At 51.6% G+C, this 18,887-nt stretch carries 2 protein-coding genes (1 of these 2 only partly in view); one reads left to right on the top strand and one right to left on the bottom strand.

The window, feature by feature from the left end; all coding sequences use genetic code 11:
• Nucleotides 1–16 precede the first annotated feature (16 nt).
• Nucleotides 17–1,210, top strand: a complete 1,194-nt coding sequence (locus OCU78_RS06875) for a class I SAM-dependent methyltransferase (RefSeq protein WP_137373281.1) — start codon at nt 17–19, stop codon at nt 1,208–1,210.
• A 98-nt stretch (nt 1,211–1,308) separates the two neighbouring features.
• Here OCU78_RS06875 and OCU78_RS06870 read toward each other — a convergent pair whose 3' ends face one another.
• On the bottom strand, nt 1,309–18,887 hold the end of the coding sequence (locus OCU78_RS06870) for an Ig-like domain-containing protein (RefSeq protein WP_261856027.1). It continues 21,934 nt past the right edge of the window; only the last 17,579 of its 39,513 coding nucleotides appear in the window; its start codon lies off the right edge, out of view — the gene reads right to left on this strand; its stop codon occupies nt 1,309–1,311.

Raw genomic sequence — 18,887 nt, 5'->3', positions numbered from 1 at the left:
ACTAAAAGATCAGACTATGATTCCTGCAATTTATCTAGCTAAAGGCCGTGACAAATCACTTCGTCGTAAACACCCATGGGTTTTTTCACGTGGTATCGACAAAGTAGAAGGAGAACCTCAATCAGGAGAGACTGTTGATGTTTTCGCACAAAATGGTAAATGGCTAGCTAAAGCAGCGTACTCTCCATCGTCACAGATCAGAGCTCGTATTTGGAGTTTTGAAAAAGAAGAAATTGATAAATCATTCTTCATTAAACGAATCCAAAATGCGCAACTCATTCGTGAAGACATTATTGAACGTGACGGGCTAACTGGTTATCGCCTAATCGCTGCTGAGTCAGATGGCTTACCAGGTATCACTATTGATAAGTATCAAAATTACCTTGTATGCCAATTATTAAGCGCTGGTGCTGAGTTTAACAAACCAGTATTAGTTGAAGCTCTTGTTCATTGCTTCCCTGATTGCAATATTTATGAACGCTCTGATGTGGCGGTTCGTAAAAAAGAAGGCCTAGAACAAACTGTTGGGGTATTGCATGGTGATGAGCCACCTAAATCGGTAGTTATCGAAGAAAATGGTGTAAAAATCAGCGTCGATATCGTTGACGGACATAAAACTGGCTTCTACCTCGATCAACGAGATAGCCGAAAAGAAGCAATGAAATATGTAAAAGACAAAGATGTTCTAAACTGTTTTTCTTACACTGGCGGCTTTGGTCTATACGCTTTAAAGGGCGAAGCGAAACGAGTAATTAACGCTGATGTATCACAACCAGCTTTAGACACAGCTAAGTTTAATGCCGAATTGAATAAGTTCGACATTTCAAAAAAACGTGCCGTATTTTTGAATGCTGACGTTTTTAAGTTACTGCGTGAGTACCGAGACCAAGGTACTAAGTTCGACGTAGTTATCATGGATCCACCAAAATTTGTTTCAAGTAAGAACAACCTGACATCAGGCGCGAATGGCTATAAGGATATTAATATGCTTGCCATGCAAATCCTTAAACCAGGTGGAACCCTACTTACATATTCTTGTTCAGGTTTGATGGGAGCAGATTTGTTCCAAAAAATCATTGCAGATGCGGCATTAGATGCCGAGCGCAGCGTGAAATTTGTTGAACGCTTTGAACAAGCTGCAGACCACTTAACAGATACAGCCTACCCTGAAGGTTTCTACTTAAAAGGTTTCGCCTGTAAAGTACTGTAGCAAATGAAAGGCAGTAAGCCACTTCGCTTTTTATATCGCAGACTCATTTTCAATAGACACAAAAAAGGGCCTTTCGGCCCTTTTTATTTATCATCTATTTATGATGTTGGTAAGTTTGTCATCAATGAGTTCACAAGATTAGTAAGTTCATCACTTGTAAAGGTACCTGAATTATCAGTATCTAACCCGCTCAAGTTACTCGCTTGACCTTGTAGAACAATAGTCTGCGAACCTTGATCATTAGTAACTGTAATTTCTAAGTCCTGACTATCATCACTGATTCTTGCAGTTAAGCGCCCTAGAACTTCATCCATAGTATTATCGTCATGTAATAATTCAGATAAATCAATTCGATCACTACCTACTTCAAAATCAGTAATCACATCTTGATGGTTGTTCAAAGGTTCATCAACCCACTTGAAGATATCATCACCGTCGCCACCAGTAAGAATGTCATCACCTAAACCGCCGATTAAGATATCGCTACCGTCGCCACCGAGTAAAATATCGTCACCAGCGGCTCCTAGAAGTACATCATTACCGGCATGACCTAAGATAATGTCATCTTGTTCAGTACCTTGGAACTGATCATCCCCTGTAGAAGCATTAAATGATGAAGTAGGAACAGCGTTGACTTCTCCATTAGGACTGATGTTTAAAGTAATGAGTTGTTGTGACTGAACGCCTTGGCTGTCTTCTACAGTTACAAGGATTTCAAACGCAACCGCTTTACCAGTTTCAATTTCTGTGACGCCACTTGATGGTTGGAAATAATACGAACCATCTTGTGCAATTCGGAATTCACCGTAGACAATATCAACAACCAGTTCATTTCCAACAGTATCTTTAGCAAATGTTAAACCTGTTGGCAGGTTGATGGTATTACCATCAGTATCGACTTTCTGAATTACAGAAGCTTTAGTCTCATCGATTACTACTGCTGCTGCATCTAAACCAGATAAAGAGAGTAACAAAGAACCTGCAATGCCGATTGTAGGGCGCAGCTTAGGTAATTCTGTAGTAATTGTTGAGTCTGGTATGTAGACAACTTTTCCATTAGCGCCTGCAACTTCTGTAAGGCCACTTACTGGAACATTTCCCGAGCTACCTACACCTACAGCTGTTACCTCTTTATCAACAATGAAGCTGTCCCAATCGCTATTGGTATCACTATCCCAGCTACCATTATTTTGACCATCACTCAAGAAGTACACAACGTCATTAGTTTGACCAGACGGCAAATCAGACACAGGAGAAACCTTATAACCATCTATTGCAGCTCCTACTCCATCTTCATAATAAGTCCAGCCTTCTGCATCAAAAATGCCGTTATAATCGTCTTCATCTACTTTTTCTTGTGCTGTCTCCAAAAGAGCTATTGCTTCCGTAACGGTTTTCCAACCAGTATTCGTCGCTTCAGAATCAAAGTCTATTAGTTGTACCCAAACTTTTTCACTGCCTTCTTGTGAATCGACGTTTTGCAAGAGATTAATTGACGCTTGAAGCACGTATTCAATTCTCATGTCACTCAGGCCACTAGGAGTACTTGCCATACTACCAGATGAGTCAATAATCAGTGAGATAACCGTTGTTGGAACACTACCACCTTGATCTGCCATGACATCGTTAGTTTCAGCAACATTAACACTAGTACTTGCTGTTGAACCATTCACATCAACGGCAACAACTTCAACATCAATATCTAACTGTTCACCAGAACTATCTCTTACAGCAAGATTGTCATAGTTAATATGTTGCGTAGTGTCTCCTACAATGTCGATGACCCAAACAGATTCATTACCTACTGTTACGAAGCCCCCGATAACATTACCTGTATCTTTATCAACAATTTCTGCAGAATCTGGTAACCCGGAAATTCTAACTTCATCTAGGTACTCACTTCCGTCCGTATCAGCAACAGAAGCTGTAACTGTAAATCCAGCATCTTGAAGCACATTGAATGTTCCATCTTCATTCAGTTCAACAATGGCATCAGCAAAAATTAAACGTTCAATTTGATACAGTTTATCACCAGTACTGCCCGACTCCGGTGTGTCGCGATTCAAATTATCAATGATTGTCCAATCATGCAGCGTCGTCGTATCACCGACAAAAGTTAGATTGTATTCAGAAAAGTTACCTTCATAAACAGCTGTATCAATAGCGCTTTCAGCATCCAAAGAACCTGTACCGCCAGATATATGATCATCCCCATCACGTCCAACGAAAATATCAGAACCGGTGCCTCCTGGGTTTGTATTAGCATCTCCAATCAAACTATCACCAGAGCTTACATCAGAACCAACAATTAAATCATTTCCTACAGTTCCCGTTTTTTGATCATATTGATTCATTACAGTATGACCAAGTTCAGCATAATCACTCTCAGTAAAACTGGTGTTAGCGTTAGCATTAACGAGCTTAGTATGCAGTGCATCACTAATTACAACATTTGAAGCATCCCCAAATACTACTGTGACATTAGGTTTATCGGCTACAGCATTTACCGCAAGTGTTGCAGTACCTTCAGTAGATTTGACTCCATCTGAAACAGTAACTGTAAACGGTACGCTATCAAAATGTTTATCCGAAGCCGGTGTAAACTCTGCTGAGGTCACTTCCCCTTCTGAATCTATTACAAGCTGAACCGAACCATAAGATGGGTCAACCTTTACATCTGTAATAAATGTCTGGTCTCCATCAGCATCGGTAATATTAAGCTTATCCAGAGACAAACTAACCACTTGATCTTCGTTAGAAGCATCAAACTGAGAGTCATTCAAAACTGGTGCTTTATTTGTTGAATCCTGTGTGCTTGAAGTTGAAATGGTTATAACACCAGTATCGGTTCCTTTGTCACTATCTGTAGCTTCATAGGTGATTTTTTCAGAAACAATCGCATCTACAACTTCAACACCTTGCAATGTGATATTAGAGTTCGAACCATTTGATTGGTCCCCATTAACTGTATATACACGAATCTCATCAAACCCACCATCAAGCTGGATATTTGCAGTGAATTCACCACTTCCATCATAAACGGCAGAATTAGTATCATCATCAAAGATGTAAGGGTCGTTGCCTACCTGAACACCATCTTTAAATAAGATAACTTGTATCTCAGCATCAGCATCATTGTTGTCGGCATAGTGAGCCCAGACACTGCCAAAATCGATATTAACCTCAGTTACTGTTACCTCAGTGGCGTTAGGATCACCAACCTTAGTAAAGTCTATAGAGATATAATCCTTAGTTGAAACGTCAAGCTCTTTATCACCTACACCTAACCCTGACTCATTAACAACATTATCATAATGCAAAGTTTCAGGTGTTAATGTGCTAGATGAATCCGGTCTATCTCCATCGAAACGACCACCAGAAATGATTACACCGCTGCCCAATGTATAGGTCGTCTCTGAACCACTAATGTTATTAAAATCTTCAGACGCATCAAAAGACAGGTCTGAGTTTATGGTCTCATCAAGTACATATTCGATTTGGGTGTCTTCAGTTAGAACTGTATTTTCATCAACCAATGTACGAGTATCACCATCAACCACATATAAAGAACCAAGCTCAGGAAGAACAATAATCGAAAGTTGAACATCTTTACTATCAGTACTGCTTAAATCATCCTCAGCATCACTTACGTGAGAATCGAACATGAACTGTGCTGACTGCTCTGTACCTAAATCAACACTAAAGCTAGAAGCACTAGGGTCGATATTGGTAGATAACGCATCACTCCCAATAAACTGAGTACCTGCAGGTTGATCTTGATATGTTAACTCAGCAACAATATTCAGTTCACCGTCTACAACCGTACCCATATCAACATCAAAAGATAAAGACCCAGAATTTATATCAGCTTGAGTAAGAACTTTAGTCTCAATCTGTTGCCCTTCGACTTGAACCGTCAAGGTAGCACCGACTAGGGCACCAGCAGGCAATAACACATTGTATGAAACTACAGATCTATCACTGTTAATAATATCGTCTTCATCTTTTACGATAACGACCGAAGGAGCAAATAGCTCTTCAACAGTTTTACCGCCATCAGTAAAGTTAAAGTTTTCAAACTCAATGAAAGTATTCACATCACCATTGTTTTCGGTGATTGACACTGAACCATCTGCATTAAGTGTCACTGAAGCAGAGTCCAAAGAGAAATCAAACACAGCTGTATCTGTACCGGCTCCGCCATCTACTATTAACCTATTGTCAATGTCATTTTCAGTGGCATTGAATTGGTCATTACCTTCACCAAGCAATACGAAATCATCGGTCGCCTCTTGTACAGCTAGATTAGCGTCGCCATGGTAATAATGAACAGTATTCGACGCTTCGCTTGTATTGCCATAATTGTCGACCTGCTTAGCAGTAAAGAACTCATTGTCATTAACAGATGTAGATACCAGGTTTGATATATCGGTAGTCCAATTACCATCCTTATCTACTGTAATCGGAGCAACGTTCACCTGATTATTGTCTTCATCGAATAATAAAATGGTTGAGCCAGGCTCACCCGTACCGTCCAATGTAACTTCAGAATAATTACTAGCTGCAGAATCATCTGAGATATTTGTAATCACAGGAGATTCTGGAGTCTCAGTAAACACAAAGTAACGTTCTGTATTTGAAGCAACGAAATCGTTACCAGCATCATCACTTCCAGTCACAGTTGCAGTAAGATCTGCAGGATTAGGCATGACCAAATTCGAACCATGAGTTACTAGCTTAAAGGTATTGTCGGCAAGAACCTCTGTCGAACCAATAAGAACTTTGCTACCTCCAACTCCCAAATAAATAAGTACAATATCCCCTTCACTTGCATCACCAGAAACTTTACCTGTTATCTCTTGATCAGATGACGCTTCTTCAGCATTAACAATCCCATCACCAGTCACTTGATCGATATCGATACCAGCTCCCGCTTCGGTATCGATGATGACTTCAAGCTCGGTCGACGTCGCGCTATTACCCGCATCGTCCGTCGCTTTCACCGTGATGCTGTTCGCACCTTCTGTCAGCTGACCGTCTGTCGCCGTGAAGGTCCACACGCCCTCAACTTTAACCGCTTCACCCAGCAAGGTCGTGCCGTTGAACACTTCCACTTTCTCAACATCATCATCGATGTTGCCGAACGTGAAGGTTGGCGTCGTATCGTTGGTCAGGTTGTCTGTGTCGCTGCCGTGAGCGTCTTCTTTGCCGCTGTCGCTCGACGCAACCAGATCGATGGTCGGTTTGCTGATACCCGTATCAACCTCGTAACCACCGTCTTTGTTGTCTCCGCTGGTTTCGGTCGTCGCCGTGAACGGGTTGCCCGCTTCATCGGTGCCACTCACGCTCGCCACGATGGTGCTGTCCGCATCCGCAACTAACTCGCTGCCCGGTACATTGATGCTGTAAGTGCCATCCGCTTTCACCGTGCCTGTGTAATCGGTTGAGTTGCCGTTCACCGTCAACGTCACCGTATCACCTTCTTTCGCGTCGCCACCCACGGTACCCGTAATGGTCACGTCACCAGCCGCTTCCGCTGCGTTCACGATGTCGTCGCCTGCGATATCATCATCGATTGTGATGGTCGCCGCCGCGTCGGTATCGATGGTCACTGCGAGTGCGTCTGATGTGTCGCTATTACCCGCATCGTCCGTCGCTTTCACCGTGATGCTGTTCGCACCTTCTGTCAGCTGACCGTCTGTCGCCGTGAAGGTCCACACGCCCTCAACTTTAACCGCTTCACCCAGCAAGGTCGTGCCGTTGAACACTTCCACTTTCTCAACATCATCATCGATGTTGCCGAACGTGAAGGTTGGCGTCGTATCGTTGGTCAGGTTGTCTGTGTCGCTGCCGTGAGCGTCTTCTTTGCCGCTGTCGCTCGACGCAACCAGATCGATGGTCGGTTTGCTGATACCCGTATCAACCTCGTAACCACCGTCTTTGTTGTCTCCGCTGGTTTCGGTCGTCGCCGTGAACGGGTTGCCCGCTTCATCGGTGCCACTCACGCTCGCCACGATGGTGCTGTCCGCATCCGCAACTAACTCGCTGCCCGGTACATTGATGCTGTAAGTGCCATCCGCTTTCACCGTGCCTGTGTAATCGGTTGAGTTGCCGTTCACCGTCAACGTCACCGTATCACCTTCTTTCGCGTCGCCACCCACGGTACCCGTAATGGTCACGTCACCAGCCGCTTCCGCTGCGTTCACGATGTCGTCGCCTGCGATATCATCATCGATTGTGATGGTCGCCGCCGCGTCGGTATCGATGGTCACTGCGAGTGCGTCTGATGTGTCGCTATTACCCGCATCGTCCGTCGCTTTCACCGTGATGCTGTTCGCACCTTCTGTCAGCTGACCGTCTGTCGCCGTGAAGGTCCACACGCCCTCAACTTTAACCGCTTCACCCAGCAAGGTCGTGCCGTTGAACACTTCCACTTTCTCAACATCATCATCGATGTTGCCGAACGTGAAGGTTGGCGTCGTATCGTTGGTCAGGTTGTCTGTGTCGCTGCCGTGAGCGTCTTCTTTGCCGCTGTCGCTCGACGCAACCAGATCGATGGTCGGTTTGCTGATACCCGTATCAACCTCGTAACCACCGTCTTTGTTGTCTCCGCTGGTTTCGGTCGTCGCCGTGAACGGGTTGCCCGCTTCATCGGTGCCACTCACGCTCGCCACGATGGTGCTGTCCGCATCCGCAACTAACTCGCTGCCCGGTACATTGATGCTGTAAGTGCCATCCGCTTTCACCGTGCCTGTGTAATCGGTTGAGTTGCCGTTCACCGTCAACGTCACCGTATCACCTTCTTTCGCGTCGCCACCCACGGTACCCGTAATGGTCACGTCACCAGCCGCTTCCGCTGCGTTCACGATGTCGTCGCCTGCGATATCATCATCGATTGTGATGGTCGCCGCCGCGTCGGTATCGATGGTCACTGCGAGTGCGTCTGATGTGTCGCTATTACCCGCATCGTCCGTCGCTTTCACCGTGATGCTGTTCGCACCTTCTGTCAGCTGACCGTCTGTCGCCGTGAAGGTCCACACGCCCTCAACTTTAACCGCTTCACCCAGCAAGGTCGTGCCGTTGAACACTTCCACTTTCTCAACATCATCATCGATGTTGCCGAACGTGAAGGTTGGCGTCGTATCGTTGGTCAGGTTGTCTGTGTCGCTGCCGTGAGCGTCTTCTTTGCCGCTGTCGCTCGACGCAACCAGATCGATGGTCGGTTTGCTGATACCCGTATCAACCTCGTAACCACCGTCTTTGTTGTCTCCGCTGGTTTCGGTCGTCGCCGTGAACGGGTTGCCCGCTTCATCGGTGCCACTCACGCTCGCCACGATGGTGCTGTCCGCATCCGCAACTAACTCGCTGCCCGGTACATTGATGCTGTAAGTGCCATCCGCTTTCACCGTGCCTGTGTAATCGGTTGAGTTGCCGTTCACCGTCAACGTCACCGTATCACCTTCTTTCGCGTCGCCACCCACGGTACCCGTAATGGTCACGTCACCAGCCGCTTCCGCTGCGTTCACGATGTCGTCGCCTGCGATATCATCATCGATTGTGATGGTCGCCGCCGCGTCGGTATCGATGGTCACTGCGAGTGCGTCTGATGTGTCGCTATTACCCGCATCGTCCGTCGCTTTCACCGTGATGCTGTTCGCACCTTCTGTCAGCTGACCGTCTGTCGCCGTGAAGGTCCACACGCCCTCAACTTTAACCGCTTCACCCAGCAAGGTCGTGCCGTTGAACACTTCCACTTTCTCAACATCATCATCGATGTTGCCGAACGTGAAGGTTGGCGTCGTATCGTTGGTCAGGTTGTCTGTGTCGCTGCCGTGAGCGTCTTCTTTGCCGCTGTCGCTCGACGCAACCAGATCGATGGTCGGTTTGCTGATACCCGTATCAACCTCGTAACCACCGTCTTTGTTGTCTCCGCTGGTTTCGGTCGTCGCCGTGAACGGGTTGCCCGCTTCATCGGTGCCACTCACGCTCGCCACGATGGTGCTGTCCGCATCCGCAACTAACTCGCTGCCCGGTACATTGATGCTGTAAGTGCCATCCGCTTTCACCGTGCCTGTGTAATCGGTTGAGTTGCCGTTCACCGTCAACGTCACCGTATCACCTTCTTTCGCGTCGCCACCCACGGTACCCGTAATGGTCACGTCACCAGCCGCTTCCGCTGCGTTCACGATGTCGTCGCCTGCGATATCATCATCGATTGTGATGGTCGCCGCCGCGTCGGTATCGATGGTCACTGCGAGTGCGTCTGATGTGTCGCTATTACCCGCATCGTCCGTCGCTTTCACCGTGATGCTGTTCGCACCTTCTGTCAGCTGACCGTCTGTCGCCGTGAAGGTCCACACGCCCTCAACTTTAACCGCTTCACCCAGCAAGGTCGTGCCGTTGAACACTTCCACTTTCTCAACATCATCATCGATGTTGCCGAACGTGAAGGTTGGCGTCGTATCGTTGGTCAGGTTGTCTGTGTCGCTGCCGTGAGCGTCTTCTTTGCCGCTGTCGCTCGACGCAACCAGATCGATGGTCGGTTTGCTGATACCCGTATCAACCTCGTAACCACCGTCTTTGTTGTCTCCGCTGGTTTCGGTCGTCGCCGTGAACGGGTTGCCCGCTTCATCGGTGCCACTCACGCTCGCCACGATGGTGCTGTCCGCATCCGCAACTAACTCGCTGCCCGGTACATTGATGCTGTAAGTGCCATCCGCTTTCACCGTGCCTGTGTAATCGGTTGAGTTGCCGTTCACCGTCAACGTCACCGTATCACCTTCTTTCGCGTCGCCACCCACGGTACCCGTAATGGTCACGTCACCAGCCGCTTCCGCTGCGTTCACGATGTCGTCGCCTGCGATATCATCATCGATTGTGATGGTCGCCGCCGCGTCGGTATCGATGGTCACTGCGAGTGCGTCTGATGTGTCGCTATTACCCGCATCGTCCGTCGCTTTCACCGTGATGCTGTTCGCACCTTCTGTCAGCTGACCGTCTGTCGCCGTGAAGGTCCACACGCCCTCAACTTTAACCGCTTCACCCAGCAAGGTCGTGCCGTTGAACACTTCCACTTTCTCAACATCATCATCGATGTTGCCGAACGTGAAGGTTGGCGTCGTATCGTTGGTCAGGTTGTCTGTGTCGCTGCCGTGAGCGTCTTCTTTGCCGCTGTCGCTCGACGCAACCAGATCGATGGTCGGTTTGCTGATACCCGTATCAACCTCGTAACCACCGTCTTTGTTGTCTCCGCTGGTTTCGGTCGTCGCCGTGAACGGGTTGCCCGCTTCATCGGTGCCACTCACGCTCGCCACGATGGTGCTGTCCGCATCCGCAACTAACTCGCTGCCCGGTACATTGATGCTGTAAGTGCCATCCGCTTTCACCGTGCCTGTGTAATCGGTTGAGTTGCCGTTCACCGTCAACGTCACCGTATCACCTTCTTTCGCGTCGCCACCCACGGTACCCGTAATGGTCACGTCACCAGCCGCTTCCGCTGCGTTCACGATGTCGTCGCCTGCGATATCATCATCGATTGTGATGGTCGCCGCCGCGTCGGTATCGATGGTCACTGCGAGTGCGTCTGATGTGTCGCTATTACCCGCATCGTCCGTCGCTTTCACCGTGATGCTGTTCGCACCTTCTGTCAGCTGACCGTCTGTCGCCGTGAAGGTCCACACGCCCTCAACTTTAACCGCTTCACCCAGCAAGGTCGTGCCGTTGAACACTTCCACTTTCTCAACATCATCATCGATGTTGCCGAACGTGAAGGTTGGCGTCGTATCGTTGGTCAGGTTGTCTGTGTCGCTGCCGTGAGCGTCTTCTTTGCCGCTGTCGCTCGACGCAACCAGATCGATGGTCGGTTTGCTGATACCCGTATCAACCTCGTAACCACCGTCTTTGTTGTCTCCGCTGGTTTCGGTCGTCGCCGTGAACGGGTTGCCCGCTTCATCGGTGCCACTCACGCTCGCCACGATGGTGCTGTCCGCATCCGCAACTAACTCGCTGCCCGGTACATTGATGCTGTAAGTGCCATCCGCTTTCACCGTGCCTGTGTAATCGGTTGAGTTGCCGTTCACCGTCAACGTCACCGTATCACCTTCTTTCGCGTCGCCACCCACGGTACCCGTAATGGTCACGTCACCAGCCGCTTCCGCTGCGTTCACGATGTCGTCGCCTGCGATATCATCATCGATTGTGATGGTCGCCGCCGCGTCGGTATCGATGGTCACTGCGAGTGCGTCTGATGTGTCGCTATTACCCGCATCGTCCGTCGCTTTCACCGTGATGCTGTTCGCACCTTCTGTCAGCTGACCGTCTGTCGCCGTGAAGGTCCACACGCCCTCAACTTTAACCGCTTCACCCAGCAAGGTCGTGCCGTTGAACACTTCCACTTTCTCAACATCATCATCGATGTTGCCGAACGTGAAGGTTGGCGTCGTATCGTTGGTCAGGTTGTCTGTGTCGCTGCCGTGAGCGTCTTCTTTGCCGCTGTCGCTCGACGCAACCAGATCGATGGTCGGTTTGCTGATACCCGTATCAACCTCGTAACCACCGTCTTTGTTGTCTCCGCTGGTTTCGGTCGTCGCCGTGAACGGGTTGCCCGCTTCATCGGTGCCACTCACGCTCGCCACGATGGTGCTGTCCGCATCCGCAACTAACTCGCTGCCCGGTACATTGATGCTGTAAGTGCCATCCGCTTTCACCGTGCCTGTGTAATCGGTTGAGTTGCCGTTCACCGTCAACGTCACCGTATCACCTTCTTTCGCGTCGCCACCCACGGTACCCGTAATGGTCACGTCACCAGCCGCTTCCGCTGCGTTCACGATGTCGTCGCCTGCGATATCATCATCGATTGTGATGGTCGCCGCCGCGTCGGTATCGATGGTCACTGCGAGTGCGTCTGATGTGTCGCTATTACCCGCATCGTCCGTCGCTTTCACCGTGATGCTGTTCGCACCTTCTGTCAGCTGACCGTCTGTCGCCGTGAAGGTCCACACGCCCTCAACTTTAACCGCTTCACCCAGCAAGGTCGTGCCGTTGAACACTTCCACTTTCTCAACATCATCATCGATGTTGCCGAACGTGAAGGTTGGCGTCGTATCGTTGGTCAGGTTGTCTGTGTCGCTGCCGTGAGCGTCTTCTTTGCCGCTGTCGCTCGACGCAACCAGATCGATGGTCGGTTTGCTGATACCCGTATCAACCTCGTAACCACCGTCTTTGTTGTCTCCGCTGGTTTCGGTCGTCGCCGTGAACGGGTTGCCCGCTTCATCGGTGCCACTCACGCTCGCCACGATGGTGCTGTCCGCATCCGCAACTAACTCGCTGCCCGGTACATTGATGCTGTAAGTGCCATCCGCTTTCACCGTGCCTGTGTAATCGGTTGAGTTGCCGTTCACCGTCAACGTCACCGTATCACCTTCTTTCGCGTCGCCACCCACGGTACCCGTAATGGTCACGTCACCAGCCGCTTCCGCTGCGTTCACGATGTCGTCGCCTGCGATATCATCATCGATTGTGATGGTCGCCGCCGCGTCGGTATCGATGGTCACTGCGAGTGCGTCTGATGTGTCGCTATTACCCGCATCGTCCGTCGCTTTCACCGTGATGCTGTTCGCACCTTCTGTCAGCTGACCGTCTGTCGCCGTGAAGGTCCACACGCCCTCAACTTTAACCGCTTCACCCAGCAAGGTCGTGCCGTTGAACACTTCCACTTTCTCAACATCATCATCGATGTTGCCGAACGTGAAGGTTGGCGTCGTATCGTTGGTCAGGTTGTCTGTGTCGCTGCCGTGAGCGTCTTCTTTGCCGCTGTCGCTCGACGCAACCAGATCGATGGTCGGTTTGCTGATACCCGTATCAACCTCGTAACCACCGTCTTTGTTGTCTCCGCTGGTTTCGGTCGTCGCCGTGAACGGGTTGCCCGCTTCATCGGTGCCACTCACGCTCGCCACGATGGTGCTGTCCGCATCCGCAACTAACTCGCTGCCCGGTACATTGATGCTGTAAGTGCCATCCGCTTTCACCGTGCCTGTGTAATCGGTTGAGTTGCCGTTCACCGTCAACGTCACCGTATCACCTTCTTTCGCGTCGCCACCCACGGTACCCGTAATGGTCACGTCACCAGCCGCTTCCGCTGCGTTCACGATGTCGTCGCCTGCGATATCATCATCGATTGTGATGGTCGCCGCCGCGTCGGTATCGATGGTCACTGCGAGTGCGTCTGATGTGTCGCTATTACCCGCATCGTCCGTCGCTTTCACCGTGATGCTGTTCGCACCTTCTGTCAGCTGACCGTCTGTCGCCGTGAAGGTCCACACGCCCTCAACTTTAACCGCTTCACCCAGCAAGGTCGTGCCGTTGAACACTTCCACTTTCTCAACATCATCATCGATGTTGCCGAACGTGAAGGTTGGCGTCGTATCGTTGGTCAGGTTGTCTGTGTCGCTGCCGTGAGCGTCTTCTTTGCCGCTGTCGCTCGACGCAACCAGATCGATGGTCGGTTTGCTGATACCCGTATCAACCTCGTAACCACCGTCTTTGTTGTCTCCGCTGGTTTCGGTCGTCGCCGTGAACGGGTTGCCCGCTTCATCGGTGCCACTCACGCTCGCCACGATGGTGCTGTCCGCATCCGCAACTAACTCGCTGCCCGGTACATTGATGCTGTAAGTGCCATCCGCTTTCACCGTGCCTGTGTAATCGGTTGAGTTGCCGTTCACCGTCAACGTCACCGTATCACCTTCTTTCGCGTCGCCACCCACGGTACCCGTAATGGTCACGTCACCAGCCGCTTCCGCTGCGTTCACGATGTCGTCGCCTGCGATATCATCATCGATTGTGATGGTCGCCGCCGCGTCGGTATCGATGGTCACTGCGAGTGCGTCTGATGTGTCGCTATTACCCGCATCGTCCGTCGCTTTCACCGTGATGCTGTTCGCACCTTCTGTCAGCTGACCGTCTGTCGCCGTGAAGGTCCACACGCCCTCAACTTTAACCGCTTCACCCAGCAAGGTCGTGCCGTTGAACACTTCCACTTTCTCAACATCATCATCGATGTTGCCGAACGTGAAGGTTGGCGTCGTATCGTTGGTCAGGTTGTCTGTGTCGCTGCCGTGAGCGTCTTCTTTGCCGCTGTCGCTCGACGCAACCAGATCGATGGTCGGTTTGCTGATACCCGTATCAACCTCGTAACCACCGTCTTTGTTGTCTCCGCTGGTTTCGGTCGTCGCCGTGAACGGGTTGCCCGCTTCATCGGTGCCACTCACGCTCGCCACGATGGTGCTGTCCGCATCCGCAACTAACTCGCTGCCCGGTACATTGATGCTGTAAGTGCCATCCGCTTTCACCGTGCCTGTGTAATCGGTTGAGTTGCCGTTCACCGTCAACGTCACCGTATCACCTTCTTTCGCGTCGCCACCCACGGTACCCGTAATGGTCACGTCACCAGCCGCTTCCGCTGCGTTCACGATGTCGTCGCCTGCGATATCATCATCGATTGTGATGGTCGCCGCCGCGTCGGTATCGATGGTCACTGCGAGTGCGTCTGATGTGTCGCTATTACCCGCATCGTCCGTCGCTTTCACCGTGATGCTGTTCGCACCTTCTGTCAGCTGACCGTCTGTCGCCGTGAAGGTCCACACGCCCTCAACTTTAACCGCTTCACCCAGCAAGGTCGTGCCGTTGAACACTTCCACTTTCTCAACATCATCATCGATGTTGCCGAACGTGAAGGTTGGCGTCGTATCGTTGGTCAGGTTGTCTGTGTCGCTGCCGTGAGCGTCTTCTTTGCCGCTGTCGCTCGACGCAACCAGATCGATGGTCGGTTTGCTGATACCCGTATCAACCTCGTAACCACCGTCTTTGTTGTCTCCGCTGGTTTCGGTCGTCGCCGTGAACGGGTTGCCCGCTTCATCGGTGCCACTCACGCTCGCCACGATGGTGCTGTCCGCATCCGCAACTAACTCGCTGCCCGGTACATTGATGCTGTAAGTGCCATCCGCTTTCACCGTGCCTGTGTAATCGGTTGAGTTGCCGTTCACCGTCAACGTCACCGTATCACCTTCTTTCGCGTCGCCACCCACGGTACCCGTAATGGTCACGTCACCAGCCGCTTCCGCTGCGTTCACGATGTCGTCGCCTGCGATATCATCATCGATTGTGATGGTCGCCGCCGCGTCGGTATCGATGGTCACTGCGAGTGCGTCTGATGTGTCGCTATTACCCGCATCGTCCGTCGCTTTCACCGTGATGCTGTTCGCACCTTCTGTCAGCTGACCGTCTGTCGCCGTGAAGGTCCACACGCCCTCAACTTTAACCGCTTCACCCAGCAAGGTCGTGCCGTTGAACACTTCCACTTTCTCAACATCATCATCGATGTTGCCGAACGTGAAGGTTGGCGTCGTATCGTTGGTCAGGTTGTCTGTGTCGCTGCCGTGAGCGTCTTCTTTGCCGCTGTCGCTCGACGCAACCAGATCGATGGTCGGTTTGCTGATACCCGTATCAACCTCGTAACCACCGTCTTTGTTGTCTCCGCTGGTTTCGGTCGTCGCCGTGAACGGGTTGCCCGCTTCATCGGTGCCACTCACGCTCGCCACGATGGTGCTGTCCGCATCCGCAACTAACTCGCTGCCCGGTACATTGATGCTGTAAGTGCCATCCGCTTTCACCGTGCCTGTGTAATCGGTTGAGTTGCCGTTCACCGTCAACGTCACCGTATCACCTTCTTTCGCGTCGCCACCCACGGTACCCGTAATGGTCACGTCACCAGCCGCTTCCGCTGCGTTCACGATGTCGTCGCCTGCGATATCATCATCGATTGTGATGGTCGCCGCCGCGTCGGTATCGATGGTCACTGCGAGTGCGTCTGATGTGTCGCTATTACCCGCATCGTCCGTCGCTTTCACCGTGATGCTGTTCGCACCTTCTGTCAGCTGACCGTCTGTCGCCGTGAAGGTCCACACGCCCTCAACTTTAACCGCTTCACCCAGCAAGGTCGTGCCGTTGAACACTTCCACTTTCTCAACATCATCATCGATGTTGCCGAACGTGAAGGTTGGCGTCGTATCGTTGGTCAGGTTGTCTGTGTCGCTGCCGTGAGCGTCTTCTTTGCCGCTGTCGCTCGACGCAACCAGATCGATGGTCGGTTTGCTGATACCCGTATCAACCTCGTAACCACCGTCTTTGTTGTCTCCGCTGGTTTCGGTCGTCGCCGTGAACGGGTTGCCCGCTTCATCGGTGCCACTCACGCTCGCCACGATGGTGCTGTCCGCATCCGCAACTAACTCGCTGCCCGGTACATTGATGCTGTAAGTGCCATCCGCTTTCACCGTGCCTGTGTAATCGGTTGAGTTGCCGTTCACCGTCAACGTCACCGTATCACCTTCTTTCGCGTCGCCACCCACGGTACCCGTAATGGTCACGTCACCAGCCGCTTCCGCTGCGTTCACGATGTCGTCGCCTGCGATATCATCATCGATTGTGATGGTCGCCGCCGCGTCGGTATCGATGGTCACTGCGAGTGCGTCTGATGTGTCGCTATTACCCGCATCGTCCGTCGCTTTCACCGTGATGCTGTTCGCACCTTCTGTCAGCTGACCGTCTGTCGCCGTGAAGGTCCACACGCCCTCAACTTTAACCGCTTCACCCAGCAAGGTCGTGCCGTTGAACACTTCCACTTTCTCAACATCATCATCGATGTTGCCGAACGTGAAGGTTGGCGTCGTATCGTTGGTCAGGTTGTCTGTGTCGCTGCCGTGAGCGTCTTCTTTGCCGCTGTCGCTCGACGCAACCAGATCGATGGTCGGTTTGCTGATACCCGTATCAACCTCGTAACCACCGTCTTTGTTGTCTCCGCTGGTTTCGGTCGTCGCCGTGAACGGGTTGCCCGCTTCATCGGTGCCACTCACGCTCGCCACGATGGTGCTGTCCGCATCCGCAACTAACTCGCTGCCCGGTACATTGATGCTGTAAGTGCCATCCGCTTTCACCGTGCCTGTGTAATCGGTTGAGTTGCCGTTCACCGTCAACGTCACCGTATCACCTTCTTTCGCGTCGCCACCCACGGTACCCGTAATGGTCACGTCACCAGCCGCTTCCGCTGCGTTCACGATGTCGTCGCCTGCGATATCATCATCGATTGTGATGGTCGCCGCCGCGTCGGTATCGATGGTCACTGCGAGTGCGTCTGATGTGTCGCTATTACCCGCATCGTCCGTCGCTTTCACCGTGATGCTGTTCGCACCTTCTGTCAGCTGACCGTCTGTCGCCGTGAAGGTCCACACGCCCTCAACTTTAACCGCTTCACCCAGCAAGGTCGTGCCGTTGAACACTTCCACTTTCTCAACATCATCATCGATGTTGCCGAACGTGAAGGTTGGCGTCGTATCGTTGGTCAGGTTGTCTGTGTCGCTGCCGTGAGCGTCTTCTTTGCCGCTGTCGCTCGACGCAACCAGATCGATGGTCGGTTTGCTGATACCCGTATCAACCTCGTAACCACCGTCTTTGTTGTCTCCGCTGGTTTCGGTCGTCGCCGTGAACGGGTTGCCCGCTTCATCGGTGCCACTCACGCTCGCCACGATGGTGCTGTCCGCATCCGCAACTAACTCGCTGCCCGGTACATTGATGCTGTAAGTGCCATCCGCTTTCACCGTGCCTGTGTAATCGGTTGAGTTGCCGTTCACCGTCAACGTCACCGTATCACCTTCTTTCGCGTCGCCACCCACGGTACCCGTAATGGTCACGTCACCAGCCGCTTCCGCTGCGTTCACGATGTCGTCGCCTGCGATATCATCATCGATTGTGATGGTCGCCGCCGCGTCGGTATCGATGGTCACTGCGAGTGCGTCTGATGTGTCGCTATTACCCGCATCGTCCGTCGCTTTCACCGTGATGCTGTTCGCACCTTCTGTCAGCTGACCGTCTGTCGCCGTGAAGGTCCACACGCCCTCAACTTTAACCGCTTCACCCAGCAAGGTCGTGCCGTTGAACACTTCCACTTTCTCAACATCATCATCGATGTTGCCGAACGTGAAGGTTGGCGTCGTATCGTTGGTCAGGTTGTCTGTGTCGCTGCCGTGAGCGTCTTCTTTGCCGCTGTCGCTCGACGCAACCAGATCGATGGTCGGTTTGCTGATACCCGTATCAACCTCGTAACCACCGTCTTTGTTGTCTCCGCTGGTTTCGGTCGTCGCCGTGAACGGGTTGCCCGCTTCATCGGTGCCACTCACGCTCGCCACGATGGTGCTGTCCGCATCCGCAACTAACTCGCTGCCCGGTACATTGATGCTGTAAGTGCCATCCGCTTTCACCGTGCCTGTGTAATCGGTTGAGTTGCCGTTCACCGTCAACGTCACCGTATCACCTTCTTTCGCGTCGCCACCCACGGTACCCGTAATGGTCACGTCACCAGCCGCTTCCGCTGCGTTCACGATGTCGTCGCCTGCGATATCATCATCGATTGTGATGGTCGCCGCCGCGTCGGTATCGATGGTCACTGCGAGTGCGTCTGATGTGTCGCTATTACCCGCATCGTCCGTCGCTTTCACCGTGATGCTGTTCGCACCTTCTGTCAGCTGACCGTCTGTCGCCGTGAAGGTCCACACGCCCTCAACTTTAACCGCTTCACCCAGCAAGGTCGTGCCGTTGAACACTTCCACTTTCTCAACATCATCATCGATGT

It is taken from the genome of Vibrio gallaecicus (assembly GCF_024347495.1).
Taxonomy (GTDB): Bacteria; Pseudomonadota; Gammaproteobacteria; order Enterobacterales; family Vibrionaceae; genus Vibrio; species Vibrio gallaecicus.
The sequence above is the reverse complement of the archived record's forward strand: the minus strand, read 5'-3'. Positions and strand labels throughout refer to the sequence as shown.